The sequence below is a fragment of the Aeromicrobium sp. genome, from assembly GCF_047606445.1.
Taxonomy (GTDB): Bacteria; Actinomycetota; Actinomycetes; order Propionibacteriales; family Nocardioidaceae; genus Aeromicrobium.
The window spans coordinates 1-20,913 of sequence record NZ_JASGEK010000034.1 but is presented as its reverse complement, the minus strand read 5'-3'; the positions used below and the strand labels follow the sequence as shown (position 1 = coordinate 20,913).

The 20,913-nt window shown below is 69.3% G+C and carries 20 protein-coding genes and 1 other RNA gene; 13 read left to right on the top strand and 8 right to left on the bottom strand.

Features of this window, described 5'->3' with window-relative positions; all coding sequences use genetic code 11:
* The first annotated feature begins 92 nt into the window (after positions 1–92).
* Together sigE and QM621_RS08025 are read left to right on the top strand one after the other, a co-directional pair.
* On the top strand, positions 93–758 hold the full coding sequence (sigE, locus tag QM621_RS08030) for an RNA polymerase sigma factor SigE (protein ID WP_414989854.1): 666 nt from the start codon (positions 93–95) through the stop codon (positions 756–758).
* Positions 755–1,675 carry an anti-sigma factor family protein gene (locus QM621_RS08025; RefSeq protein WP_414989853.1) on the top strand — a complete coding sequence of 307 codons (921 nt, stop codon included), beginning with the start codon at positions 755–757 and terminating at the stop codon, positions 1,673–1,675. Before sigE ends, QM621_RS08025 begins: the two co-directional genes overlap by 4 nt.
* Before the next feature lies 1 nt (position 1,676).
* Here QM621_RS08025 and QM621_RS08020 read toward each other — a convergent pair whose 3' ends face one another.
* The 5 genes from QM621_RS08020 to QM621_RS08000 all read right to left on the bottom strand — a co-directional run bounded on the left by QM621_RS08020 (position 1,677) and on the right by QM621_RS08000 (position 6,343).
* Positions 1,677–1,997, bottom strand: a complete 321-nt coding sequence (locus tag QM621_RS08020; RefSeq protein ID WP_414989864.1) for a sec-independent translocase — start codon at positions 1,995–1,997, stop codon at positions 1,677–1,679.
* 19 nt (positions 1,998–2,016) lie between these two features.
* On the bottom strand, positions 2,017–3,174 hold the full coding sequence (locus tag QM621_RS08015) for an Mrp/NBP35 family ATP-binding protein (protein ID WP_414989852.1): 1,158 nt from the start codon (positions 3,172–3,174) through the stop codon (positions 2,017–2,019).
* Positions 3,175–3,462: 288 nt separating this feature from the next.
* Positions 3,463–3,999 carry a DUF1003 domain-containing protein gene (locus QM621_RS08010; RefSeq protein ID WP_414989851.1) on the bottom strand — a complete coding sequence of 179 codons (537 nt, stop codon included), beginning with the start codon at positions 3,997–3,999 and terminating at the stop codon, positions 3,463–3,465.
* Complete coding sequence (locus tag QM621_RS08005) at positions 3,992–5,245, bottom strand: magnesium transporter MgtE N-terminal domain-containing protein (protein WP_414989850.1); 1,254 nt, start codon at positions 5,243–5,245, stop codon at positions 3,992–3,994. Before QM621_RS08005 ends, QM621_RS08010 begins: the two co-directional genes overlap by 8 nt.
* 48 nt (positions 5,246–5,293) lie before the next feature.
* Entirely contained in the window at positions 5,294–6,343 is a 1,050-nt protein-coding gene (locus tag QM621_RS08000) for an alpha/beta hydrolase (protein ID WP_414989849.1), read from the bottom strand.
* Positions 6,344–6,478: 135 nt separating this feature from the next.
* Here QM621_RS08000 and QM621_RS07995 point away from each other — a divergent pair, with 135 nt between their 5' ends.
* The 4 genes from QM621_RS07995 to QM621_RS07980 all read left to right on the top strand — a co-directional run bounded on the left by QM621_RS07995 (position 6,479) and on the right by QM621_RS07980 (position 12,655).
* Positions 6,479–7,867, top strand: a complete 1,389-nt coding sequence (locus tag QM621_RS07995) for a WS/DGAT/MGAT family O-acyltransferase (protein ID WP_414989848.1) — start codon at positions 6,479–6,481, stop codon at positions 7,865–7,867.
* 26 nt (positions 7,868–7,893) lie between these two features.
* Positions 7,894–8,778, top strand: a complete 885-nt coding sequence (locus tag QM621_RS07990) for a DMT family transporter (RefSeq protein ID WP_414989847.1) — start codon at positions 7,894–7,896, stop codon at positions 8,776–8,778.
* Positions 8,779–8,850: 72 nt separating this feature from the next.
* Positions 8,851–10,041, top strand: coding sequence for an acyl-CoA dehydrogenase family protein (locus QM621_RS07985; protein WP_414989846.1), 1,191 nt, complete (start codon positions 8,851–8,853; stop codon positions 10,039–10,041).
* Position 10,042: 1 nt separating this feature from the next.
* Positions 10,043–12,655, top strand: coding sequence for a DEAD/DEAH box helicase family protein (locus tag QM621_RS07980; RefSeq protein ID WP_414989845.1), 2,613 nt, complete (start codon positions 10,043–10,045; stop codon positions 12,653–12,655).
* Between the two features lie 248 nt (positions 12,656–12,903).
* Here the strand turns inward: QM621_RS07980 and QM621_RS07975 are convergent, their stop codons facing one another.
* The gene (locus QM621_RS07975) at positions 12,904–13,143 is read right to left on the bottom strand and encodes an AbrB/MazE/SpoVT family DNA-binding domain-containing protein (RefSeq protein WP_414989844.1); all 240 of its coding nucleotides are present in this window, start codon (positions 13,141–13,143) and stop codon (positions 12,904–12,906) included.
* 45 nt (positions 13,144–13,188) lie between these two features.
* Between QM621_RS07975 and QM621_RS07970 the strand changes: the two genes are divergently transcribed.
* The 5 genes from QM621_RS07970 to QM621_RS07950 all read left to right on the top strand — a co-directional run bounded on the left by QM621_RS07970 (position 13,189) and on the right by QM621_RS07950 (position 16,845).
* The gene (locus QM621_RS07970) at positions 13,189–13,812 is read left to right on the top strand and encodes a maleylpyruvate isomerase family mycothiol-dependent enzyme (RefSeq protein WP_414989843.1); all 624 of its coding nucleotides are present in this window, start codon (positions 13,189–13,191) and stop codon (positions 13,810–13,812) included.
* Positions 13,813–13,875: 63 nt separating this feature from the next.
* Positions 13,876–14,245: a transfer-messenger RNA gene (ssrA, locus tag QM621_RS07965) on the top strand.
* Between the two features lie 211 nt (positions 14,246–14,456).
* On the top strand, positions 14,457–15,773 hold the full coding sequence (locus QM621_RS07960) for a Fic family protein (RefSeq protein WP_414989842.1): 1,317 nt from the start codon (positions 14,457–14,459) through the stop codon (positions 15,771–15,773).
* A gap of 187 nt (positions 15,774–15,960) precedes the next feature.
* Complete coding sequence (locus QM621_RS07955) at positions 15,961–16,503, top strand: potassium channel family protein (RefSeq protein ID WP_414989841.1); 543 nt, start codon at positions 15,961–15,963, stop codon at positions 16,501–16,503.
* A 123-nt stretch (positions 16,504–16,626) separates the two neighbouring features.
* Positions 16,627–16,845, top strand: coding sequence for a transglutaminase-like domain-containing protein (locus QM621_RS07950; RefSeq protein ID WP_414989840.1), 219 nt, complete (start codon positions 16,627–16,629; stop codon positions 16,843–16,845).
* 226 nt (positions 16,846–17,071) lie between these two features.
* On the opposite strand, the gene QM621_RS07945 is transcribed toward QM621_RS07950, so the two are convergent.
* On the bottom strand, positions 17,072–17,680 hold the full coding sequence (locus QM621_RS07945; protein WP_414989839.1) for a vitamin K epoxide reductase family protein: 609 nt from the start codon (positions 17,678–17,680) through the stop codon (positions 17,072–17,074).
* 130 nt (positions 17,681–17,810) lie between these two features.
* Here QM621_RS07945 and QM621_RS07940 point away from each other — a divergent pair, with 130 nt between their 5' ends.
* Both QM621_RS07940 and QM621_RS07935 read left to right on the top strand, forming a co-directional pair.
* Positions 17,811–19,274: a flavin-containing monooxygenase gene (locus tag QM621_RS07940; protein ID WP_414989838.1), complete on the top strand. Its 1,464-nt coding sequence runs from the start codon at positions 17,811–17,813 to the stop codon at positions 19,272–19,274.
* Between the two features lie 301 nt (positions 19,275–19,575).
* Positions 19,576–20,529, top strand: a complete 954-nt coding sequence (locus tag QM621_RS07935; protein WP_414989837.1) for a glycosyltransferase family 2 protein — start codon at positions 19,576–19,578, stop codon at positions 20,527–20,529.
* 50 nt (positions 20,530–20,579) lie between these two features.
* Here QM621_RS07935 and QM621_RS07930 read toward each other — a convergent pair.
* The coding region (locus tag QM621_RS07930; protein ID WP_414989836.1) for a transposase at positions 20,580–20,913 on the bottom strand (334 nt) is incomplete at its 5' end.

Here is a 20,913-nt window from a genome sequence, read left to right as displayed (position 1 = left end):
GCTCCCGCCCCTGTGACCAGCGGCGACACTGCTGTGGACGGCACTCTGCCCGATGGCTCGATGACGGGAGCGGCAGTGGAACACCGGACGACATGCGAGGAAAACGAGGGCATGGGGAACAGTCAGGACGTGCTGGGCGTTCTCTCAGCAAGAGACGTGACGATCAGAGCATGACGAGCGACAGGAACACCGTGGCCGACGCCGAACCGCATCCCTCGCTGGAGTGGGAGGACATCGTGGCCGAGCACTCGGCGCGCGTCTACCGGCTCGCGCTGCGGCTGACCGGCAACCCGCACGACGCCGAGGACCTCACCCAGGACGTCTTCGTGCGGGTCTTCCGCTCGCTCGACGGTTACGCGCCGGGCAACTTCCCCGGCTGGCTGCACCGCATCACCACCAATTTGTTCCTCGACCGCGCGCGTCGTGCCTCCCGCATCCGCATGGACCGTTTCGCCGACGGCGCCGAGGACCGGCTGCTCGGCGGGGAGGCGCGCCCCGACGAGGCCGTCCACGACGCCGGCTTCGACGCCGACATCGAGCAGGCCCTGCAGTCGCTCTCGGAGGACTTCCGGGTGGTGGTCGTCTTGTGCGACGTCGAGGGGCTCAGCTACGAGGAGATCGCCGACATCCTCGGCGTCAAGCTCGGCACGGTCCGCTCGCGCATCCACCGGGGCCGCACGCAACTGCGGGCCGCGCTCGCCCACCGCGCGCCGTCGGCGGGGCGCAGCCGTGTCTGGGGACCGGTCGAGGCCGGATGACGCATCTGGGCGCCGACGTCGCGGCGTATGTCGACGGGCAGCTCCCGCCGGAGCGCGAGGAGGCGGCGCGCCGTCACGTCGAGACGTGCGAGCGGTGCCGTGCTCTGGTGGTCGGGCAGCGGCAGGTCAAGCGGCGTGTGACCGCGACGGCGTCGGTCGAGGTGCCCGCGCACCTGGCGGCGACGCTCGCCGCCGTCGGGCAGGACGCGTTCGCGGGGCGTCCCGAGGAGGAGCGGCGCCGCCTGCGCGCAGCCGTCGGGGCTGCCGCCGCCGTGTTCGGCTCGGCGGCGGCCGTGGTGCTGGCGGCCTATGTGCTGGCGCCTCCGCCGCCGCGCGACGGCGACCCGGTGAGCCCGGACTTCGACGCCTACGCGGCGGGGTTCGTGGAGGAGTCGCAGGTCCGGCGCACCGTGGCGGCGATGACGGTGAGCGCCTCGACGAGCGTGCCGTCAGCGGCCTCGACTCAGATGACGGCGGCCTCGACGGACGAGCCGGTGCTCAGCGCGGCCGAGCTGGACCGGCTCGCCGATCACGGCTGGCCGTGCCATGAGCGCATCGCCGGAGGCTTGGAGCGGACCAAAGGTCGCCTGATCGACCATGAGACCGCCGTGGAGTTGCGCTACGCCGACGAGCACCTGCGAGCGCACCTCGTCGAGCAGGTCGGATCGCTCGACGAGACCGCCGTCGAGGGCTTCGACCGGCAGACCGTCTCCGGAGCGCACGTCTGGGTGCGGGAGGGCCAGCCGACCATCGTCGCGTGGGACGCCGACGGCGTCGTCTACACGCTTGTCACCAACGCCTCCTCGCAGCGCATCGCCGAGGCCGTCGAGGAGCTGCCCTCCACGCCCGTCCGCTCCACGGCCTCCCGCGTCGGCGAAGGACTCGTGCGCATGGCCGACTGGTGGCCCGTCGGCTGACTCAGGTCGCCTCGGGGTCGAAGGGCGGACGCTCGCCGGGCGCCAGAGGGCGCGGCGAGGAGGGTCGAGGTGCCGCCGTCCTCGTCGCGGCGGGATCGTCGAGGAGGGTGCGCCGCACCGCCTCGCGCGGGTCGAGGTCGCGCAGGTCGAGACCGGACAGGTCCTGGCCGAGTTCCTTGCCGAGGTCGTTCTTGGCGTTCTCGGCCATCTGGCGCACGGTCCGCAGGAGACTGCCCGCCTGACGGGCCACCTCCGGCAGCCGCTCGGGCCCGAAGACCAGCATCGCCACCACGAGGATGACGCCGATCTCGGCCCAGCCCATCCCGAACACGGGAGTGACTCTACAGACGCCCGGCGGGGGTGAGGCCGAGCTGCATCCCGGCCAGGCCGCGCGAACGGCCGCTGAGCCGGTCGGCGGCGTCGAAGATCGCCTTCGCGGCGGCGGAGTCCGGATGGGAGACGATGATCGGCCGACCGGCGTCGCCGCCCTCGCGCAGCTTCTCGTCGAGCGGGATCTCGGCGATCAGCGGCACGTCGTGGCCGAGGCGCTCGGCGAGCGTCGAGGCGACCTGCCGGCCGCCGCCGCTGCCGAAGACCTCCAGGCGCTCGCCCGACGGCAACTCCAGGTAGGACATGTTCTCGACCACGCCGACGACCCGCTGGTGCAGCATCGAGGCCATCGTCCCGGCGCGCTCGGCGACGGTCGCGGCGGCCTGCTGCGGCGTGGTGACCACGACGACCTCGGCGGTCGACAGGTGCTGGCCGATGCTGATGGCCATGTCGCCGGTGCCCGGGGGCAGGTCGAGCAGCAGCGCGTCGAGGTCGCCCCAGTAGACGTCGCTGAGCATCTGCACGAGCGCGCGGTCGAGCATCGGGCCGCGCCACGCGACGACCTGGTCCTTGCGCGGCTTGAGCATGCCGATGCTGATGACCTTGAGGTCGTGCTCGGCGCCGCTGATCGGCACCGGGACCGGCATGATCATGTCGTCGACCTGGGTCGGGCGGGCGTCGCCGGCGCCGACGAGGTCGGGGATCGAGTGGCCGTAGATGTCGGCGTCGACGATGCCGACCTTGAGGCCGCGCAGCGCCATCGCGACGGCCAGGTTGACGGTGACCGAGGACTTGCCGACGCCGCCCTTGCCGGAGGCGATGGCGTAGACCTTGGTGAGGTTGCCCGGCTGGGCGAAGGGGATCTCGCGTTCGGCCTGGCCGCCGCGCAGCGTCTCGCGCATGGCCGCGCGCTGCTCGTCGCTCATCACGCCCATGTCGACGTGGACCAGGTGCGAGGGGGCCACGGCGGCGACCGCGTTGGTGACGTCGCGGGTCAGCGTGTCCTTGAGCGGGCAGCCCGCGACGGTCAGCAGCAGCCGCACGGTGATCTCGGTGTCGCCGATGGTGATCGCGTCGACCATGCCCAACTCGGTGACGGGACGCTTGATCTCCGGGTCGTTGACGCTGTTCAGCGCCTCGCGGATCTGCTCTTCGGTGACGACGGCCATGACCGACATGCTACGTCGGCTCCACGCCCCCGCCTTCTGAGCGTCGCCTGAGTTGTTGAGAGTCGGACGTGATCGGGGCGGCGCGAGGCTGAGGACGATCCCAGCGGGGAGCGGTAGCTCAGCAACCCTACGGAGCGTCGGGAGGTACGTCAGCAACCCTTCAGGTGGGCGGAAGGTATGCCAGTGACCTTTCAAGGCTGTTGTTCGGTTACTGAGTTACCTTCACCCCAGTCGTTAGGTTGCTGAGGTACCTCCCCAGCCCCTGAAAGGGAGCAGCACCACCGCCGCTCACTCCTTCTCGCCAGACTCCTTGTCCCTCTCCTCGGTCAAACTCTCCAGGAGGCCGCGGAGCTCGCTGCGGAGGAAGTCGCGGGTGGCGACCTCGCCGAGGCCGAGGCGCAGGCTGGCGACCTCGCGGGCGAGGAACTCCATGTCGGCGTGGGACTGGGCGTTGGCGTCGCGGTCCTGCTGCTGCTGGACGCGGTCGCGCGCCTCCTGGCGGTTCTGCGCGAGCAGGATCAGCGGGGCCGCGTAGGAGGCCTGCAGCGACAGGATCAGCGTCAGGAAGATGAACGGGTAGGGGTCCCAGACGGGACGGTCCGGGCCGATCGGCGCGTTCCAGACCAGCCACACGACGATGAACACCGTCATCCAGGCCAGGAACGTCGCGGTGCCCATGAACCGGGCGAAGGACTCCGCGAACCGGCCGAAGCGCTCGGTGTCGAAATCGGGGCGCGGCACCCAGGACCGGCGGCGCTCTCGCGGTTGGTCGAGCCGGGAGCCGCGGTCGCGCGCGGCCGGGTCGCGGCGGGCGGGCTCAGCCATGGCGCATCACCTCCAGGGACGACTCCCGCCAGCCCTCGGGGAGCAGATGGTCGAGGACGTCGTCGATCGTCACCGCGCCGACGAGCCGGTGCGAGTCGTCGGTCACCGGCAGCGCGACCAGGTTGTAGGCGGCCAGCAGACTCGCGACGTCGGCGAGGCTCGACTCCGGGCGCGGCCACTCGATGTCGTCGTCGACGATGGCGCCGACCAGCGTCGACGGGGGATGGCGCAGCAGCGCCTGCAAGTGCGCGACGCCGAGGAAACGGCCCGTCGGCGTCTCGACCGGGGCGCGGCAGACGTAGACCATCGACGCCAGCGCCGGGATGAGGTCGGGCTCGCGCACCCGCGCCAACGCCTCGGCGATGGTCGCGTCGGGGGCCAGGACGACCGGCTCGGTGGTCATCATCGAGCCCGCCGTGCCCTCCTCGTAGGTGAGCAGCCGGCGCATGTCCTCGGCGTCGTCGGGGCGCATGCGGGCCAGCATCTGCTCGGCCGTGGCCGGCGGGAGCGAGCCGAGCAGGTCGGCCGCGTCGTCGTCGTTCATCTCGCCGAGCACGACGGCCGCGCGGGTCGGGTCGAGCACGCCGAGGATCTCCACCTGGGTGCGCTCGGGCAGCTCCTCCAACACGTCGGCGAGCCGCTCGTCGCCCAGCTCGGCGGCGATCTCCAACCGACGTTTCGGGGTGACCTCCAGCAGCGCGCCGGCCAGGTCGGTGGCGCGCATCTCGTCCATCGTCTTGAGCAGATGCCGGGCGCCCTGCACCGAGTCCTCGTCCGCCAGGCCCACGACGTCGCTCCAGTCGAGCGTGTGCGTCGTGCCGCGCCGGCCGAAGCGCTTGCCCGCCTCCTGCACCGCGACGTAGGACAGGTACCAGTCGCCGCGCGCGTCCACCTCCATGCCGAGGTCGAAGACCGTCCCCTCGACGTCGTCGCGGCTGCTCACCTGCCGGTCGAACAGCTCGTGGACCGCCAGCGTCTCGTGGTGGCGCTGCTGGAACCGGCGCATGTTGACCACGCCGGTGGTGATGATCTGCCCGCCGTCGAGGGAGGTGACACGGGTCATCGGCAAGAACACGCGACGGCGTCCCAACACCTCGACGACCAGCCCCAGCACCCGGGGGCGGCGGCCGGCCGAGCGCACCGAGACGACGAGGTCGCGGAGTTTGCCCACGCGGTCGCCCGCCGGGTCGAAGACCGGCTGACCGACGATGCGCGACAGGAAGACGCGCCCAGGAGTGGTGCTCACGGCGTCACTGTATCGACGCCCGATGAACGGGGGCCGACGTCGCGGCGGTCAGGCCGACGAGGCCGCGCGACGACGGCGGGACGTGCGGACGGGCGTGCGGGTGACCGGCGCCGTGGTCGAGTCGCGGCCGTCGAGCGAGGCGATGAACTCGCCGATCTCGTCGATCGCCGCGCGCGCCTCGGGCACCCAGGACGCGGCCGCCTGGAAGACGTGTACCTGGCGGTCCCACACGGTGAGGTCGCACGGCACGCCCGCGCTGACGAGCCGGCTCGCCATCAGCTCGGCGTCGGCCAACAGCACCTCGCGCGAGCCGATCTGGATCATCGACGGCGGCATGTCGTCCAGCGACATGTTGACCGGGCAGGTGCGGCGGCCCGACACGCCGCGGCGGGTGTCGAGACGGTGGGTGACCTGCTCGAAGCGCTCCAGCGCGCGGACTGAGAACAGCTGGCAGCGGTCGGCGTTGCGGTGCGCCAGCCGACGGGCGTTGTCGAAGTCGAGCAGCGGCGAGAGGGCGACCACGCCCGCCGGACGTCCGAGCCCGGCGTCGATGGCGGCGCGGGCGACGGCGAAGGCGAGGTAGCCGCCGGCGGAGTCGCCGACGATCGTGACGTCCTCGATCCGGTAGCCCTGGGCGAGCAGCCACCGCAGGCCTTCCAGGCCGTCGGCGACGGACTCTGCGACCGGCTCGTGGGGCATCTGCCGGTAGCCGACGTTGAGCGCGGGCCGGTCGGCGGCCGAGGAGACGCGGGCGACGAGTCGGCGGTGGGTGTTGATGCCGCAGGTCAGGAAGGCGCCGCCGTGCAGATAGAGGATGACCGGGCCCTCGCCCGGGGTGTCGGCGACGCCCGGGCCGATGACGTACTCGCTGCGGCAGTGCTCCAGCCGCACCGGACGCCAGCGGGTGCCGTTGGGGGCCGGAAGCAGACGTGCGGCGTGCTCGAGGACGTTCGGCGGGAACAGGTCGAACGGGAGCCGCGCCCAGACGTCGAGCAGCGGCTTGACGGAGTGCTTGAGCCCGAACCCGAGGGCTTGTGAACGCCAGCTGGCGCCGGGACGGAACTCCGCCTCCGCCGCCACCGTGAGATGGTTCGCCATGTCGGCTCCCCTTCGTTGAAGCCTCGTTCAGGAGGCTGTGCGAGAGAATTCACGTATTCGTGACCACTTGTGACTTGCTTCACAGCTGGGCGATAGCGTACGACACGACCGCCGGACCTGTCAGAGGAACCCCCTATGCCCTTCATGCCACCGACCGACTCGATGTTTCTCCTGGCCGAGTCCCGCGAGCATCCGATGCACGTCGGAGGCCTGCAGCTGTTCGAGCGTCCCGAGGGCGCCGGGCCCGACTACGTGCGGGATCTGATCGGGCGGTTCCGCGACAGCGACTACGTCCACCCGCAGTTCCGCACCCGGCCGGCCGACCCGGTCGCCGCGGTGGGCAGCACCTGGTGGACCAAGGACGAGACCGTCGACCTCGGCTACCACGTGCGGCATTCGGCCATCCCCGAGCCGCGCCGGGTGCGCGAGCTGCTGGCGGCCGTCTCGCATTGGCACAGCGCCCTGCTCGACCGGCACCGGCCGATGTGGGAGTGCCATGTGGTCGACGGCCTGGGCGACGGGCGGTTCGCGGTCTACACGAAGGTGCACCACTCGCTCGTCGACGGCGTCTCGGCGATCCGGCTCATGCAGCGCTCGCTCAGCACCGACCCGTCCGCCACCGACTGCCTCCCGCCGTGGCTGCACCCGGTGCGCAAGCGGGCCGAGATCGAGGTGCGCCCGCGGAGCCTGTCGCCGTTCAGCCTCGCGAGGTCGCTCGCCTCCACGGCCACCAGCGTCGTCGGCGATGTGGCCGGCATGCTGCCGGCGACTGCGAAGATCGCCGCCGACGCCTTCGGCGAGAAGGAGTTGACGCTGCCCCGCGCGCCCAAGACGATGCTCAACGTCCCGGTGGGCGGAGCCCGACGCTTCGCCGGCCAGTCGTGGGAGATCGAGCGGGTCAAGCGGGTCGCGCGGTCGTCCAACACGACGCTCAACGACGTCGTCCTCGCGATGGTCTCCGGGGCGCTGCGGGCCTATCTGCTCGACCACAACGCGCTGCCGGAGGAGTCGCTGACCTCGATGGTGCCGGTCTCGCTGGCGTTGCGCTCGGGCTCGGGCGAGGCCAGCGGCAACCAGGTCGGGGCCATCGTGGTCAAGCTGGCCACCGACCAGGACCACGGCGCCGACCGCCTCCAGGAGATCGCGGCCTCCTCGCGCAGCGCCAAGCGCATGCTGAGCGACCTCTCGCCGACGCAGATCCTCGCCTTCTCGGCGCTGCAGATGCTGCCGCTCGCCTTTGGGCCGGTCCCCGGATTCGTCAAGAACACGCGTCCGCCGTTCAATGTGATCGTCTCCAACGTGCCCGGCCCGAAGGAGGAGATGTACATGAACGGCGCGCGCATGGACGGTCTGTACCCGGTCTCGATCGTCACCGACGGCCAGGCGCTCAACGTCACGTTGACCAGCCGCGCCGGGTACATCGACGTCGGCCTCATCGCCTGCCGTCGCACCCTCCCGTCGATGCAGCGCCTGCTCGTCTACCTGGAGGACGCGCTCGCCGAACTGGAGACCGTCTACGGCTGAGCCGCGCCGCGCCTATCCTGACCTGCGTGAACTGGGTCGTGGTGGTGGTCGCGCTGTGCGGGGTGTCGTCGTCGGGACCGCTGATGGCGGCCACCGCCGCGCCCGCGCCGGCCATCGCGTTCTGGCGCAACGCCTCCTCGGCGGCGGTGCTCGTGCCGCTCGCGGGCTCGCGCTGTCGTGAGGAGCTGCGGGCGCTGTCGGCGCGGGGCTGGCGGCTCGCGGTCGTCGCCGGGGCGACGCTCGCGCTGCACTTCGCCGCCTGGGTCGGCTCGCTCAAGCTCACCTCGGTCGCCGCGGCGACGGCGCTGATGAGCACGCAGCTCGTCTGGGTGCTGCTGATCGACCGGATCCGTGGCGTCGCGTCGCCGGTCCAGGCCGTGCTCGGGTCGACGCTGGCGGTGGTCGGCGTGCTCGTGGTGTCGGGATTCGATTTCCAGGTGTCGACCGAGGCGCTGCTCGGCGACGCGCTCGCCGTGGCCAGCGGCTTCTTCGCCGCGCTCTACCTGCTGGCCGGCGGCGCGGTGCGTACCGAGCTGACCACGACGGCGTACACCGCGGTCTGTTACGCCGTGTGCGCGCTGGTGCTGCTGGCCGGGGCGCTCGCGCACGGCGACCCGCTCGTCGGGTTCTCCGGCCGCGACTGGCTGCTCATCGCCGCGGTCACGGTGTTCGCGCAGTTCCTCGGCCATTCGTTGTTCAACCACCTGCTCGCCGTGACGAGTCCGATGGTCGTGGCGTTGCTGTTGCTGCTGGAGGTGCCGTTCGCGGCGCTGCTGGCGGCGGTCTTCCTGGGCGAGGCCGCGCCGGGGGGCGTGTACGCGGGCCTCGCGCTGATCCTCGTCGGGCTGGCCGTCGTGGTCACGAGGCGCCGGGTCGAACCGTCGGTGGCGCGGGCTCCGCTGCCGGAGTAGAACGCGCTGGCGCTAGAGTCGCCCTGATCATCACGCGCCCTCGCGGCGCCTCGAACTCTCAGGGAGTCACGCATGGGACGCCTCGCCCAGACCGATGGACTGACCGATGTCCAGGACGAAATCCTCAAGACGATCCACCAGTACGTCGAGGACAAGATCATCCCCGTCGCTCAGGATCTGGAGCACGCCGACGAGTACCCGCAGGACATCGTCGACGGCCTCAAGGAACTGGGCGTCTTCGGTCTGACCATCCCGGAGGAGTACGGCGGACTCGGCGAGTCGCTGCTGACCTACGCGCTCGTGGTCGAGGAGATCGCGCGCGGCTGGATGAGCGTCTCGGGCGTCATCAACACGCACTTCATCGTGGCCTACCTGCTCATGCAGCACGGCACGGAGGAGCAGAAGCAGAAGTACCTGCCGAGCATGGCCACCGGCGAGGTGCGCGGCGCGTTCTCGATGAGCGAGCCGGGCCTCGGCTCGGACGTCTCGGCGGTGTCCACCAAGGCGACGAAGACGGACGACGGCTACTCGATCACCGGCCAGAAGATGTGGCTGACGAACGGCGCCTCCTCGACGCTCGTCGCGGTGCTCTGCAAGACCGACGAGGGCTCGGACTCGGTCTACAAGAACATGACGACCTTCCTCGTGGAGAAGGAGGCCGGCTTCGGCGAGACCGCCCAGGGCGTCACCATCCCGGGCAAGATCGCCAAGATGGGCTACAAGGGCGTCGAGACCACCGAGATGATCCTCGAGGACCACCGGATCTCGGCCGACCAGATCCTCGGCGGCACGCCCGGCAAGGGCTTCTTCCAGATGATGGACGGCGTCGAGGTCGGCCGCGTCAACGTCGCCGCCCGCGCCTGCGGCCTGGCGATCCGCGGCTTCGAGCTCGGCGTCGCGTACGCGCAGCAGCGCAAGACCTTCGGCAAGCAGATCGCCGACCACCAGGCCGTGCTGTTCCGCATCGCCGAGATGGCCACCAAGGTCGAGACGATCCACACGATGATGGTCCGCGCCGCGCGTCTGAAGGACACCGGCAAGCGCATGGACGTCGAGGCCGGCATGGCCAAGATGCTCGCCAGCGAGTACGCCAACGAGGTCGTCGAGGACTCCTTCCGCATCCACGGCGGCTATGGCTACTCCAAGGAGTACGAGATCGAGCGCCTGATGCGCGAGGTCAAGTTCATGCTGATCGGCGAGGGCACGTCCGACATCCAGAAGATGATCATCGGCCGCTCCCTGCTCAAGGACTACAAGCTCTGAGGTGAGCCCCCTGGGACGCTCGGTGATGGATCCGGGTCGCTACGACGACCCGAATACATCACCGTTCGTCCTGCGGCGCTTCCAGACAGAAGCGCTGCGGGCCGTCCGGGCAGGTCTGGACGGCGGCGGCTCCCGGTTCTGGGTGTCGCTGCCGCCGGGCGCGGGCAAGACGGTGCTCGGCCTGGAGCTGATCGCCGAGCTGAGGCTGCCCGCGGTGGTGTTCAGCCCGAACACCGCGATCCAGGGCCAGTGGGTCTCGACGTGGTCGGCCTACGGTCGCGGGGCCGCCGGCACGAACCGTGACCTCTCGACGGAGGTCACGGCGTTGACCTACCAGTCGCTCGCCTCCTTCGACGCCGATGCCGAGGGCGAGGCGCTGACCGACCGGTTGCACGAGAACGGTCGCGCGTTGGTGCGGGCGTTGCGCGACGTCGGCCCGATGGTGGTCGTGCTGGACGAGTGCCACCACTTGTTGGAGGTGTGGGGCGCGCTGCTCGCCGAGGTGCTGGCCGAGTTGGACGAGGCGGTCGTGCTCGGGCTCACCGCCACGCCGCCGACGGTGATGAGCGCGCGGCAGGTCGAGCAGGTGGGGGAGTTGTTCGGCGAGCTCGCCTATGTCGCGAGCATTCCGGCAGCCGTCCGCGAGGGCGACCTCGCGCCGTTCGCCGAGTTCGCGTGGCTGACGACGCCGAGCCCGGACGAGGAGGCGTGGCTGACCGGCTCGGCGCGACGTTTCGTCGACCTCACCACAGAGCTGGTCGACCCGACCTATGGCTCGACGCCGATCCTGCTGTGGTTCGACGCCCGGTTCACCGAGTTGCCGGGGCCGTGGGCGTCCTTCGAGCGGTCCGAGCCGGATCTGGCACGGGCTGCGCTGCGTCTGGTCCACGCGGGCCTGCTGGCGCTGCCCGACGGCGCCCGGCTGCGCGAGGAGCACCGGACCGACCTGACCGCCGCCGACTGGGCGGTGCTGATCGACGACTGGGTGAGGCGCTGTCTGACCCGCAGCGGCGACCCCCGCGACGACCGGGTGATCGCCGATCTGCGGGCCGCGCTGCCGGGCATCGGCTACCAGGTGTCGCGGCGGGGTGTGAGCACGATCCACTCGCCGGTCGACCGCGTGCTCAGCCGCAGCGCGTCGAAGATGAGCGCCACCGCCGAGATCCTGCTGGCCGAGCGGGCGGTGCTGGGGACGCGGATGCGGGCGGTGGTCGTCTGCGATTTCGAGCGGGCCTCGGCCACTTCCTCCGGTGTGCTGCGCGACGCCCCCGCGTCGTTCGGATCGGCCGTCCAGGTCACCGCGACGCTGTGCGAGGTGGGGGTGAGAGCGGTGCTGGTGACCGGGCGGACGGTGGCGACGACGCCGGACTTGGCCGCGTCGCTGATCGCCTCCGTGCCCGACCGGGAACTGACGGTCGAACCGGTCGACGGAGCGGACGGGCTGGTGGCCGTGACCGGCTCCTGGTCGAGTCGGGTCTGGGTGCGGGCGGTGACCGACTTCCTGGAGTCCGGTGGCTGCGAGGCGCTGGTCGGCACGCGGGCGCTGCTCGGCGAGGGCTGGGACGCGCGCGGCGTGACCACGCTCGTCGACCTGTCAGCGGCCACCACGCCTGCGGCGGTCATCCAGACGCGCGGTCGGGCGCTGCGCCGCGACCCGTCGTGGCCGGACAAGGTCGCGATCACCTGGAGCGTCGTGTGCGTGGCGCCGGAGCATCCGGGCGGCCACGCCGACTGGCGGCGGTTCGTGCGTAAACACGAGGGCTATTTCGGGGTGGACGACGACGGCCAGACGATCTCCGGGGTCGCCCATGTGGACGCCCGGCTGTCCCCGGTCGCCCCGCCTCCCGTCGAGGATTTCGCGCTGCTCAACACCGACATGTCCGCCCGGCTGGCGAGGCGTCCCGAGATCGCGGCTCGGTGGCGGGTGGGCGAGCCGTACGAGGACCGGGTGGTCCGCACGATCCGGCTGTGGAGCGAGCGCGGCGAGCGTCCGGTGGTGGCGTCGGGCGCGTCCTTCGCCCCGACCGACGTGCCGTGGGCGCGCATGACGCCCGAGGGCGCGGTGTGGGCCGCGACGGGACGGCGGGTGCGGCGTCGTCCGTGGCGGGGCGCGCGGGAGGCCGCGCGGGATCCGGGCGGGCTGGTCGCCCACGCCTGGGTGGTCGCCGATGCGCTGGCGATGTTGGGTGTCGGCGGGGGAGCGTCGGCCGTCGAGGCGCACATCGACGCGCGCGGCGTCTACCGGATCACCTGGCAGGGGGTGGACGAGGCCGAGAGCGCGGAGTTCGCCGAGGCGGTGGAGGAACTGTTGGCCCCCATCGGCTCGCCGCGGCGGGTGGTGGCGCGCTGGGTGGCTCCCGCGCCGACCTGGACCGAGGGCTGGCGAGTGCTGTTCGGACGGCATCGCCCGGTCGCCCGGGTCTGGTATCCGGTGCCGCAGACCTTCGCGCGGAACAAGCGTCGACGTCAGGCCTTCGCCGAGGCGTGGGCCCGCTGGATGGGCCCGGCCGACCTGGTCGACACGACCACCCCCGAGGGCGAGGCGGCGCTGGCCGCCAGCCGCGGCTCCGCCCCCGTCGACGTCCACACCGTCATCCGCTCGGCGTGGTCGTGATTCAGAACGCTGATGAGGGCAGAATCATCACCTGGATCCCGAGGGCGGCGTAGGTGGAATGAGCCCGCGCGTCGCGAGTGGCCAGCGTCATGAGGTGTTCCTGTGCTGCCAAGGCGACGAGTCCGTATGTCCGCTGAGCCGAGGGGTTTTTGACTGGGCCCATGCCGCGACCAGCGCGTGCTTCTGATGGGAGGCGACGAGGAGAGGGACGGCGACGCTCGTGTCGACGGCGAACTCATCCTGAGACGTCATCGTCGGCCAGCGTCGATCAGGGCGTACATCATGTCGTCGGTGATCTCTGTTTCGCCGTGCGAGACGAGACGACCGTCGGTCGCGCGCTCAAGGCGAGCCGTTCGCCCTCCGGGGACGATCTGTAGGCCAGCTCCGTAGGGGGAGATATCGACAGTGCTTCCAGGCGATAGCCCCAAGGCATCCCTGAGGCGTTTGGGGAGGACGACTCGTCCAGCAGAATCGATGACTGCTTCCATGGGATGAAAGTACCAGCGAGATCCCAGTCGGTATAGCCTCGCGCCATGGAGCGCTGGGATCTGATCGCCGCCGAACGTCGGGCTTTCGCCGACCTGGTCGACGGGCTGGCCGAGGAGCAGTTGGCCGCGCCGTCGCTGTGCGAGAGGTGGACGGTCAAGCATGTGGCCGCGCACGTCATGGTCGGGCCGACCGCGAGCGTGGCGGGGGTGATGAAGGAGATGGCACGGGCGCGCTTCAACTTCAACCGCGCCAATGACGCGCTGGCGCAGGCGCGGGTCGGGCTGCCGGTCCGGGAGTTGACCCGCCGGATGCGCGACCACGCCGAGTCGCGGTTCAGCCCGCCCGGCATGGACTGGCGGGCTCCGATGGCCGACATCCTGATCCACTCCCAGGACGTCGCCGTGCCGCTCGGTCTGTCGTTCGAGCGTCCGCCGGAGGCCTGGCGCTATGCCTTGGACCTGTTGGCGAGGCCGAAGTCGGCCAAGGCGTTCGGCGGACGCCCGACGCGGGCGCGGCTGGAGGCGACGGACGTGGACTGGGCGAGCGGTGACGGTCCGCTGGTGAAAGGTCCGGCGTCGGCGCTGGCGCTCGCCCTGGCGGGGCGTTCGGCGGGCTGGGAGCGGGCCGAGGGTCCGGGCCTGGAGTGTCTCGTCGGCCGCGGGGAATGAATCTGACGCCGTCGCGCGTTATGCTGGACGTCGCCGCTTCAGGCGGTGGTTGACAACTCAAGAGGGGCTGATCGGTTTCGACTAGGGTCGTTCGGATCAGGGGAAGCGGGTAGAGAAGGCAACGTCATCTCTCAAACGATCGTTGCGAACCAATAAGTGCCGATTCCAAGCGCACTGACTTCGCCCTCGCCGCCTGAGGCGACTGGTGAAGGGCAGACCCGGGGGCGTCTCCGCTCCGGATGTTCTGTCTCATCTAGGAGACTTGCTGGTCATGCTGCGTCATAGGGCATGATCGGGACTTCACTGTGACTGGGCCTGTCGGCGACGCGTTCGTCCGAGCGTCGGGGCCGAGAAAACGCTACGACGGACTGCACCCGGAGAAGCCCTGATGCAGCGCCATAGGACCGGGGTTCGATTCCCCGCAGCTCCACTCATGACGAACACCCCCACCGCCCCGTTCTTTGGGGCGGTGGGGGTGTTCGTCGTTACTAGAAGTGCAGTGAATCGAGTGGGCCCCCTCCCGCCGCGAAGCGGCCTCGCGAGGGATCCCCGCAGCTCTCGTTCGGCAGACTCACATCACCCTCATTCCGACTTAACCCACCTAACTTGGAATAACATGAGGTAGATTCCGACTTGGAGGGGACATGAGCGCTGACGATCACCGTCCGCCGGTGGCTTCGGCGGGCCAGGGAGAGGTGCCGATCACGCCGCATGGCGAGCGGGTGGTGCCGTGGCGGCAGGCGCAGCGTGGCGGGAGTCGCGAGGACCGGATGCTGCGCGAGGTGGCGGTGAGCTTGCCGCCGATGATCGCCGACTACGTCCCCGACCTTCCGCCAACGGTCGTGACGCGTGCCGATGAGGCGTTGGCGGCGGTCACGCGTCTCGACTCTCTCCATGGGGAGCATTTGGAGGCCCTGTCGATGCTGCTGTTGCGAGCGGAGTCGGTGGCCTCGTCGAAGATCGAGCAGGTGGAGGCGTCGGTGGAGGACTTCGCCCGTGCCGCGCATGGGATGAGGTCCAACGCCTCGGCTACGTCGATGGTGGCGTCGGCCGCGGCGCTCGACAGCCTTATCGCCTCGGTCGACGGTAACGGCCTGATCACGCTCGACAACATCTTGGCGGCTCATCGGACCTTGATGGCTGACGACCCCCACGAGGCGCGGTATGCCGGACGACTGCGTGACATGCAGAACTGGATCGGCGGCTCGGACCACGCCCCACGTCATGCCCTCTACGTGCCGCCCCCAGCGGACATGGTCGAGGAGTACATGGTCGACGTGCTCCGCTTCGCGCGTCGCGACGACGTGCCGGCGCTCGTCCAGGCCGCCGTGGTCCATGCTCAGTTCGAGTCGATCCATCCGTTCACCGATGGCAACGGCCGGATCGGACGCGCGCTCGTCAACAGCGTCCTACGCCGCCGAGGCGTGACCTCTCGCGTGGTCGTCCCGATCGCGTCCGCTCTCGTCGCGAGGAGGGAGACCTATTTCGCGATGCTCGGTGCCTATCGTCGTGGCGATGTCGGCCCGATCCTGCGGGGCTTCGCCCGCGCCGCCGACGTGTCGGCGCGTGAGTCGGAGGCCTCGGCCCAGTATGTGAGCGAGTTGCCGGAGCGATGGACGGCGATGTTCGCCGAGAACACGGGCAGGCGGCCTCGCGCTGGTAGTGCGGCGCGCAAGATCCTCGACTGTCTGCCGAGCGTTCCGTTCTTCACTACCGAGGAGATGGAGGAACGGGTCGGAGGATCGTCCTCGTCTGTCTACAGCGCCGTTGAGAAGCTGGCGGAGGCGGGCGTCCTCCGTCCGCTCACGAACCGTCGACGGGCGCAGGTCTGGTGCGCCGGTTCGATCATCGACGAACTGGACGATCTGGGGCAGCGTATCGCCGTCCAGACCGTCGATGACCCGGTCTGGAGCGATATTCAGGAGCGTATGACCGCCGGTCGGGCTGATGGTGGGAGGTAGGCGGACGCGGGGTGGTGGGTGTGCTGCTCGCTTGCTCGGGGAGTCGGCGGCTCGTTGCTAGCATTTTGCGGTGACTGATGAGCACGGCCAGCGAGTGGCCGCGTGGGAGCGACGGGCTTCGGTTCCGTTGACGCTATTGGCGTTCGCTTTCTTGGTCGCTTACGCCTGGCAGGTGCTCGATCCTCGGATGGACGGTGACCTGAGGTCGTACCTGCGATTGGTCAGTTGGACGACCTGGGCGGCGTTCGCCATAGATTTCGCGATACGGGTCGGCCTGGCTCACGGCCGACCTCGCTATATAGCGCGTCATTGGTACGACGTCGTGCTGATCGCGCTCCCGCTGCTTCGTCCGTTGCGTTTGCTGCGTTTGCTGACGCTGGTGCGTGTCCTCGACCGAGGGGTCGGACAGACTTTCGTGGGCCGGGCGATGGTGTATGTCGCGGGCTCGGCGGTTGTGACCATCGGGTTGGGGGCGCTGGCCGTGCTCGACGTTGAGCGTGACGCGGTGGACGCGAACATCACGAGTTTTGGCGACGCGCTGTGGTGGTCGGTGACGACGGCGACCACCGTGGGCTACGGCGATCATTTCCCGGTGACAGTGGAGGGGCGATGCGTCGCCGTGGTGTTGATGGTCGTCGGGATCGGTCTGATCGGCGCCACCACGGGAGCCGTGGCGACCTGGCTGATCGAGCACGCGCGTGCCGACGAGTCCGCGAAAGAAGGCGTGTAGCCGAAGAGTTCGGGGCCTCTCGTTACTCTCCCGCCATGACCACCGCGTCCTCCCCGCCGCTGATTCCCATCGACCCTGCGCTCTGCCGGGGCCGACGGCATCGTCCAGGCCGACCATCCTGAGGTGGTCGCGCTCACGAGGGAACTCCGGGGCGGGGCCGCCTCCGACGAGGAGTTCGCGCGTGCGGCGTTCGAGTGGGTGCGGGACGAGGTGGCGCACTCCTTCGACGCGGGCGACACGCGGGTCATGCTGACGGCGGCTGAGACGCTGGAGCACGGAGTCGGGCTCTGCCACGCCGCGTCGCATCTGCTCGTCGCGGTGTCGCGTGTCGGGGTAGCGTGATCTTGGACACTTGCCGTACATTTATCCCAGTGAGCCGCTAGATTGTTCGCTGTATGCAGTCTTCACGACCGCATGTTCGGGCGGGATTCGGCCGTTGGGAGCGTGGACCCGACGGCCGGAGCCCGTCCGACTTTTCTTCTCCGGCCGTTGACGGACTGAGCGCCATGGGACGCCCTGCTCGTCGTCGTCATGCACCCGCCGCACGCGTCGACTGACGCTTCGACGGTCAGGCCCAGAGGGTCTCGCCGAACTTGAACCAGATCAGGCTCACGACCACGATGAGCCACAGCGCGACGATGAGCACCCGCCACTCGTTCACCACACGGGTCAGCGCGGCGTCGGGCCGGTACTCGCGCAGCACCTGGCCCATCGTCACCACGAACAGCGGGATCATCATGGTCCACACGATCATGCAGTACGGGCAGAGCCTGCCGATGACGTAGATGCTCTGACTCTGCAGCCACGTGACGAAACCGACGCCGAAGGTGACGCCCGCCGCCAGGCCGCCCCACCACCAGCGGGGCAGCGGGGAGCCGGAGGCCAGCAGCACCCCGACGGTCACGACCACCGAGAAGCCGACGATGCCGATGAGCGTGTTCGGGGGGCCGAACACCGACGCCTGCCACTGGTTCACCACGCCGCCGCAGCTGACGAACGCGCTGAGGTCGCAGCTCAGTGTTCCGTCGGGATTCTCCAGCAGGTGGATCTTCTCGACGGTCAGCACGATCGAGGCCACGAGGGCGACAGCGCCGGTGACGGTCATGAAGACGCCGAAGCCGCGCAGGCCGCTCAGCAGGCCCTCGTCGTTCGTCGCGATGGTGTCGGTCTGGCTCACCGCGCCAGTCTAGGCATGACGGGGGTGGGCGAGGAGGCCCCCGGAGTCGCGGACGGGAAAGCGGGACAGCGATACTGTGACATCAGGAATGACACATGCCGGCCGACGGCTGGCGCGAGAAGGAGTCCCCATGAGCACCACCGACCACGTCGACGTGCTGATCATCGGCGCCGGGCTGTCCGGCATCGGCGCCGCGCACCGGCTGCGCGAGATCTCCCCGACCTCCACCTTCACGATCATGGAGGCGCGCGAGGCCATCGGCGGCACCTGGGATCTGTTCCGCTATCCGGGCATCCGCTCCGACAGCGACATGTACACCCTCAGCTACCCCTTCCGGCCGTGGACCAATAAGAAGTCGATCGCCGACGGCTCCGACATCCGCCAGTACATCGCCGACACGGCCGTCGAGGACGGCGTCGCGCCGTTCATCCGCTTCGGCCACCGCGTCACCAAGGTCTCCTGGTCGAGTGACGACGCCCGCTGGACCGTCACCGCCACCACTGACGGCGGCGAGACCGAGACGACGGCGACCTTCGTCTACTTCTGCAGCGGCTACTACTCCTACGACACCGGCTACACCCCGGAGTTCCCCGGCGTCGAGGACTTCTCCGGCACGGTCGTCCACCCGCAGTTCTGGCCCGAGGACCTCGACTACGCGGGCAAGCGGGTCGTGGTGATCGGCAGCGGGGCCACCGCCGTCACGCTCATCCCGTCGATGGCGGACGACGTCGAGCACATCACCATGCTCCAGCGCTCGCCCACCTTCATCACGAGCCTGCCGCAGGAGGACCCGCTCGTCCCGATCACCCGCAAGCTGCTGCCCGCCGGGCTCGCGCACCGGATCACCCGCTTCCGCAACGCCTCGCTCGCGGTCGGTTTCTACGAGTTCTGCCAGCGCTTCCCGAAGCTCGCCCGCAAGATCCTGCTGTTCCGGGCGCGCCGTGCGGTGCCGGAGACCTTCGACGTCGACACCCACCTCAACCCGTCCTACAACCCGTGGGACCAGCGGCTCTGCATTGTGCCGAACGGCGACCTGTTCACGGCCATCCGCAAGGGCCAGGCCGACATCGTCACCGACCACATCGAGCGGTTCACCGAGACGGGGATCCAGTTGACGTCGGGCAAGCATCTCGACGCCGACATCGTGGTGACCGCGACCGGCTTGCAACTGGTCACCTTCGGCACGGCCGAGATCGAGGTCGACGGGACGGTCGTCGACCCGCATGAGCTGTACGTCTACAAGGGCATGATGTTCAGCGGCGTGCCGAACCTCGCCTGGTGCGTCGGCTACACGAACGCCTCCTGGACGCTGCGCGCCGACCTGTCCTCGCAGTACGTCGCGCGGTTCGTCGAGCACTTGCGCGCCACGGGCCGCCGTTTCGGCTCGCCCCACCCCGACGGTCCCGGCGGCGACGAGCGTCCGCTGCTCGACCTGTCGTCGGGCTATGTGCAGCGCGTCGCCGAGCTGCTGCCGAAGCAGGGGACCGAGCGTCCGTGGGCGATCCGCCAGAACTGGTGGCTCGACTCCTGGGACTACAAGAAGACCGACCTCGACGAGGCGATGGTCTGGGACACCGCCCCGGCGAAGGTGTAGTCAGGCCCGAGGTCGGTCGAGGCATGACCGCCCTCGCGCCTCAGGAACGGACGGGTTGGTAGCGACGGCAGACTCGGCGGCCCCGGGGAAAACGGGACTTCGCACCTCGTTCTCTACTGGTGCTTGTGCCCGCATCACGCCCATGGCGTTCCCTTACCTCTTACCAGTTGTCGACAAGCAGGCCCTCGTCACATCCGTCACGACCGGCACTACGCTGGCCGCCTAACCACAAAACCTGTGTCCACTTCTTCCGCGAGAAGGACTGTGGGCGGGTCTATGGCTGAAGGAACGGAGAGATCTCATGAAAACAGTGTCGTACGTCTTCCCGATTTTTAACGAGGAAGGCAACATCCCGGTCTTGTACGACACGCTGCTACGGACGGTTGAACCCATCGCCGACCGGTACGCGTTCGAGTTCGTCTTCGTCAACGACGGTAGCGTCGACGCTTCACTCGACCTGTTGGAAGAGCTGCGTGCCGCAGACGACCGGATTGTGGTGGTCAACTTCTCCCGCAACTTCGGACACCAGATTGCGGTGACCGCCGGCATGGAGAATGCGACGGGCGACGCGGTCATCATCATGGACAGCGACCTGCAAGACCCGCCCGCAGTCAGTTTGGAGTTGATCGAGCGCTGGGAGGAGGGTTACGACGTCGCCTATGCGCAGCGCCGTAGCCGTCAGGACTCGCCGTTCAAGAAGGCGACCGCGTCGGCGTACTACCGCATGCTCAGTCGGCTGGCCGAGGTCGAGATCCCACGAAACACCGGTGACTTCCGGTTGTTGTCACGGCGTGTAGTCGACGTGCTCAAGTGTTATCCCGAGCACAACCGGTTCGTCCGAGGCATGGTCGCCAGTCTTGGCTTTCTGCAGGTGGCCGTCGAGTTCGACCGGCATGACCGCCATGCGGGGGAGACCGGTTATCCGCTGCGTAAGATGCTCAAACTCGCAGGCGACGGGATCATCGGCTTTTCGACCTTCCCATTGCGTGTCATCACCCGGTTGGGCTTCCTGTTCGCGGCGCTGAGCATAGTCGGGGCGATATACGTAGCTGGGGCGCGGTTGTTCGGGCTAGGGTCGGCCGTGCCCGGCTGGACATTCCTCGTTGTGGTGGTGTTTTTCGTTAGCGCAGTACAACTTATCGTGCTCGGTGTTCTCGGCAGTTACATCGGGCGGGTGTACACCGAAGTGCAAGGCCGACCGCTCTACATCGTCGAATCGGTGCGCAGTGCGCGGGAGAACCCGCCGACACGGTGAGTAAGGGTCTGCCCCGAGTTCGGTTGACACCTGAGAGGGTCCTATGGATGTCAAGTCCAGTTGAGGTCGGTTTTGAGGGCTTGGTAGATCTCTCGGCAGATGTAGCGTTTGAGGCAGCGGATGGTGTCTTGTTTGGAGAGGCCGTCGTGGGTGCGTTTTTGGGCGTAGGCGCGGGTTTTGGGGTCGGATCGGAGTCGTCCGACGGCGATCATGTGGATGGCGCGGTTGGCTTGTCGGTCGCCGCCTCGGTGGAGGCGGTGTCGGTGGGTTCTGCCTGAGGAGATGGGGATGGGGGCGATGCCGGTGAGTCGGGCGAGGGCCGCTTCGGAGCCGATGCGGTTGTCCAGGCCGCCGGCGGTGACGAGGAGTTGCGCGGTGGTGTGG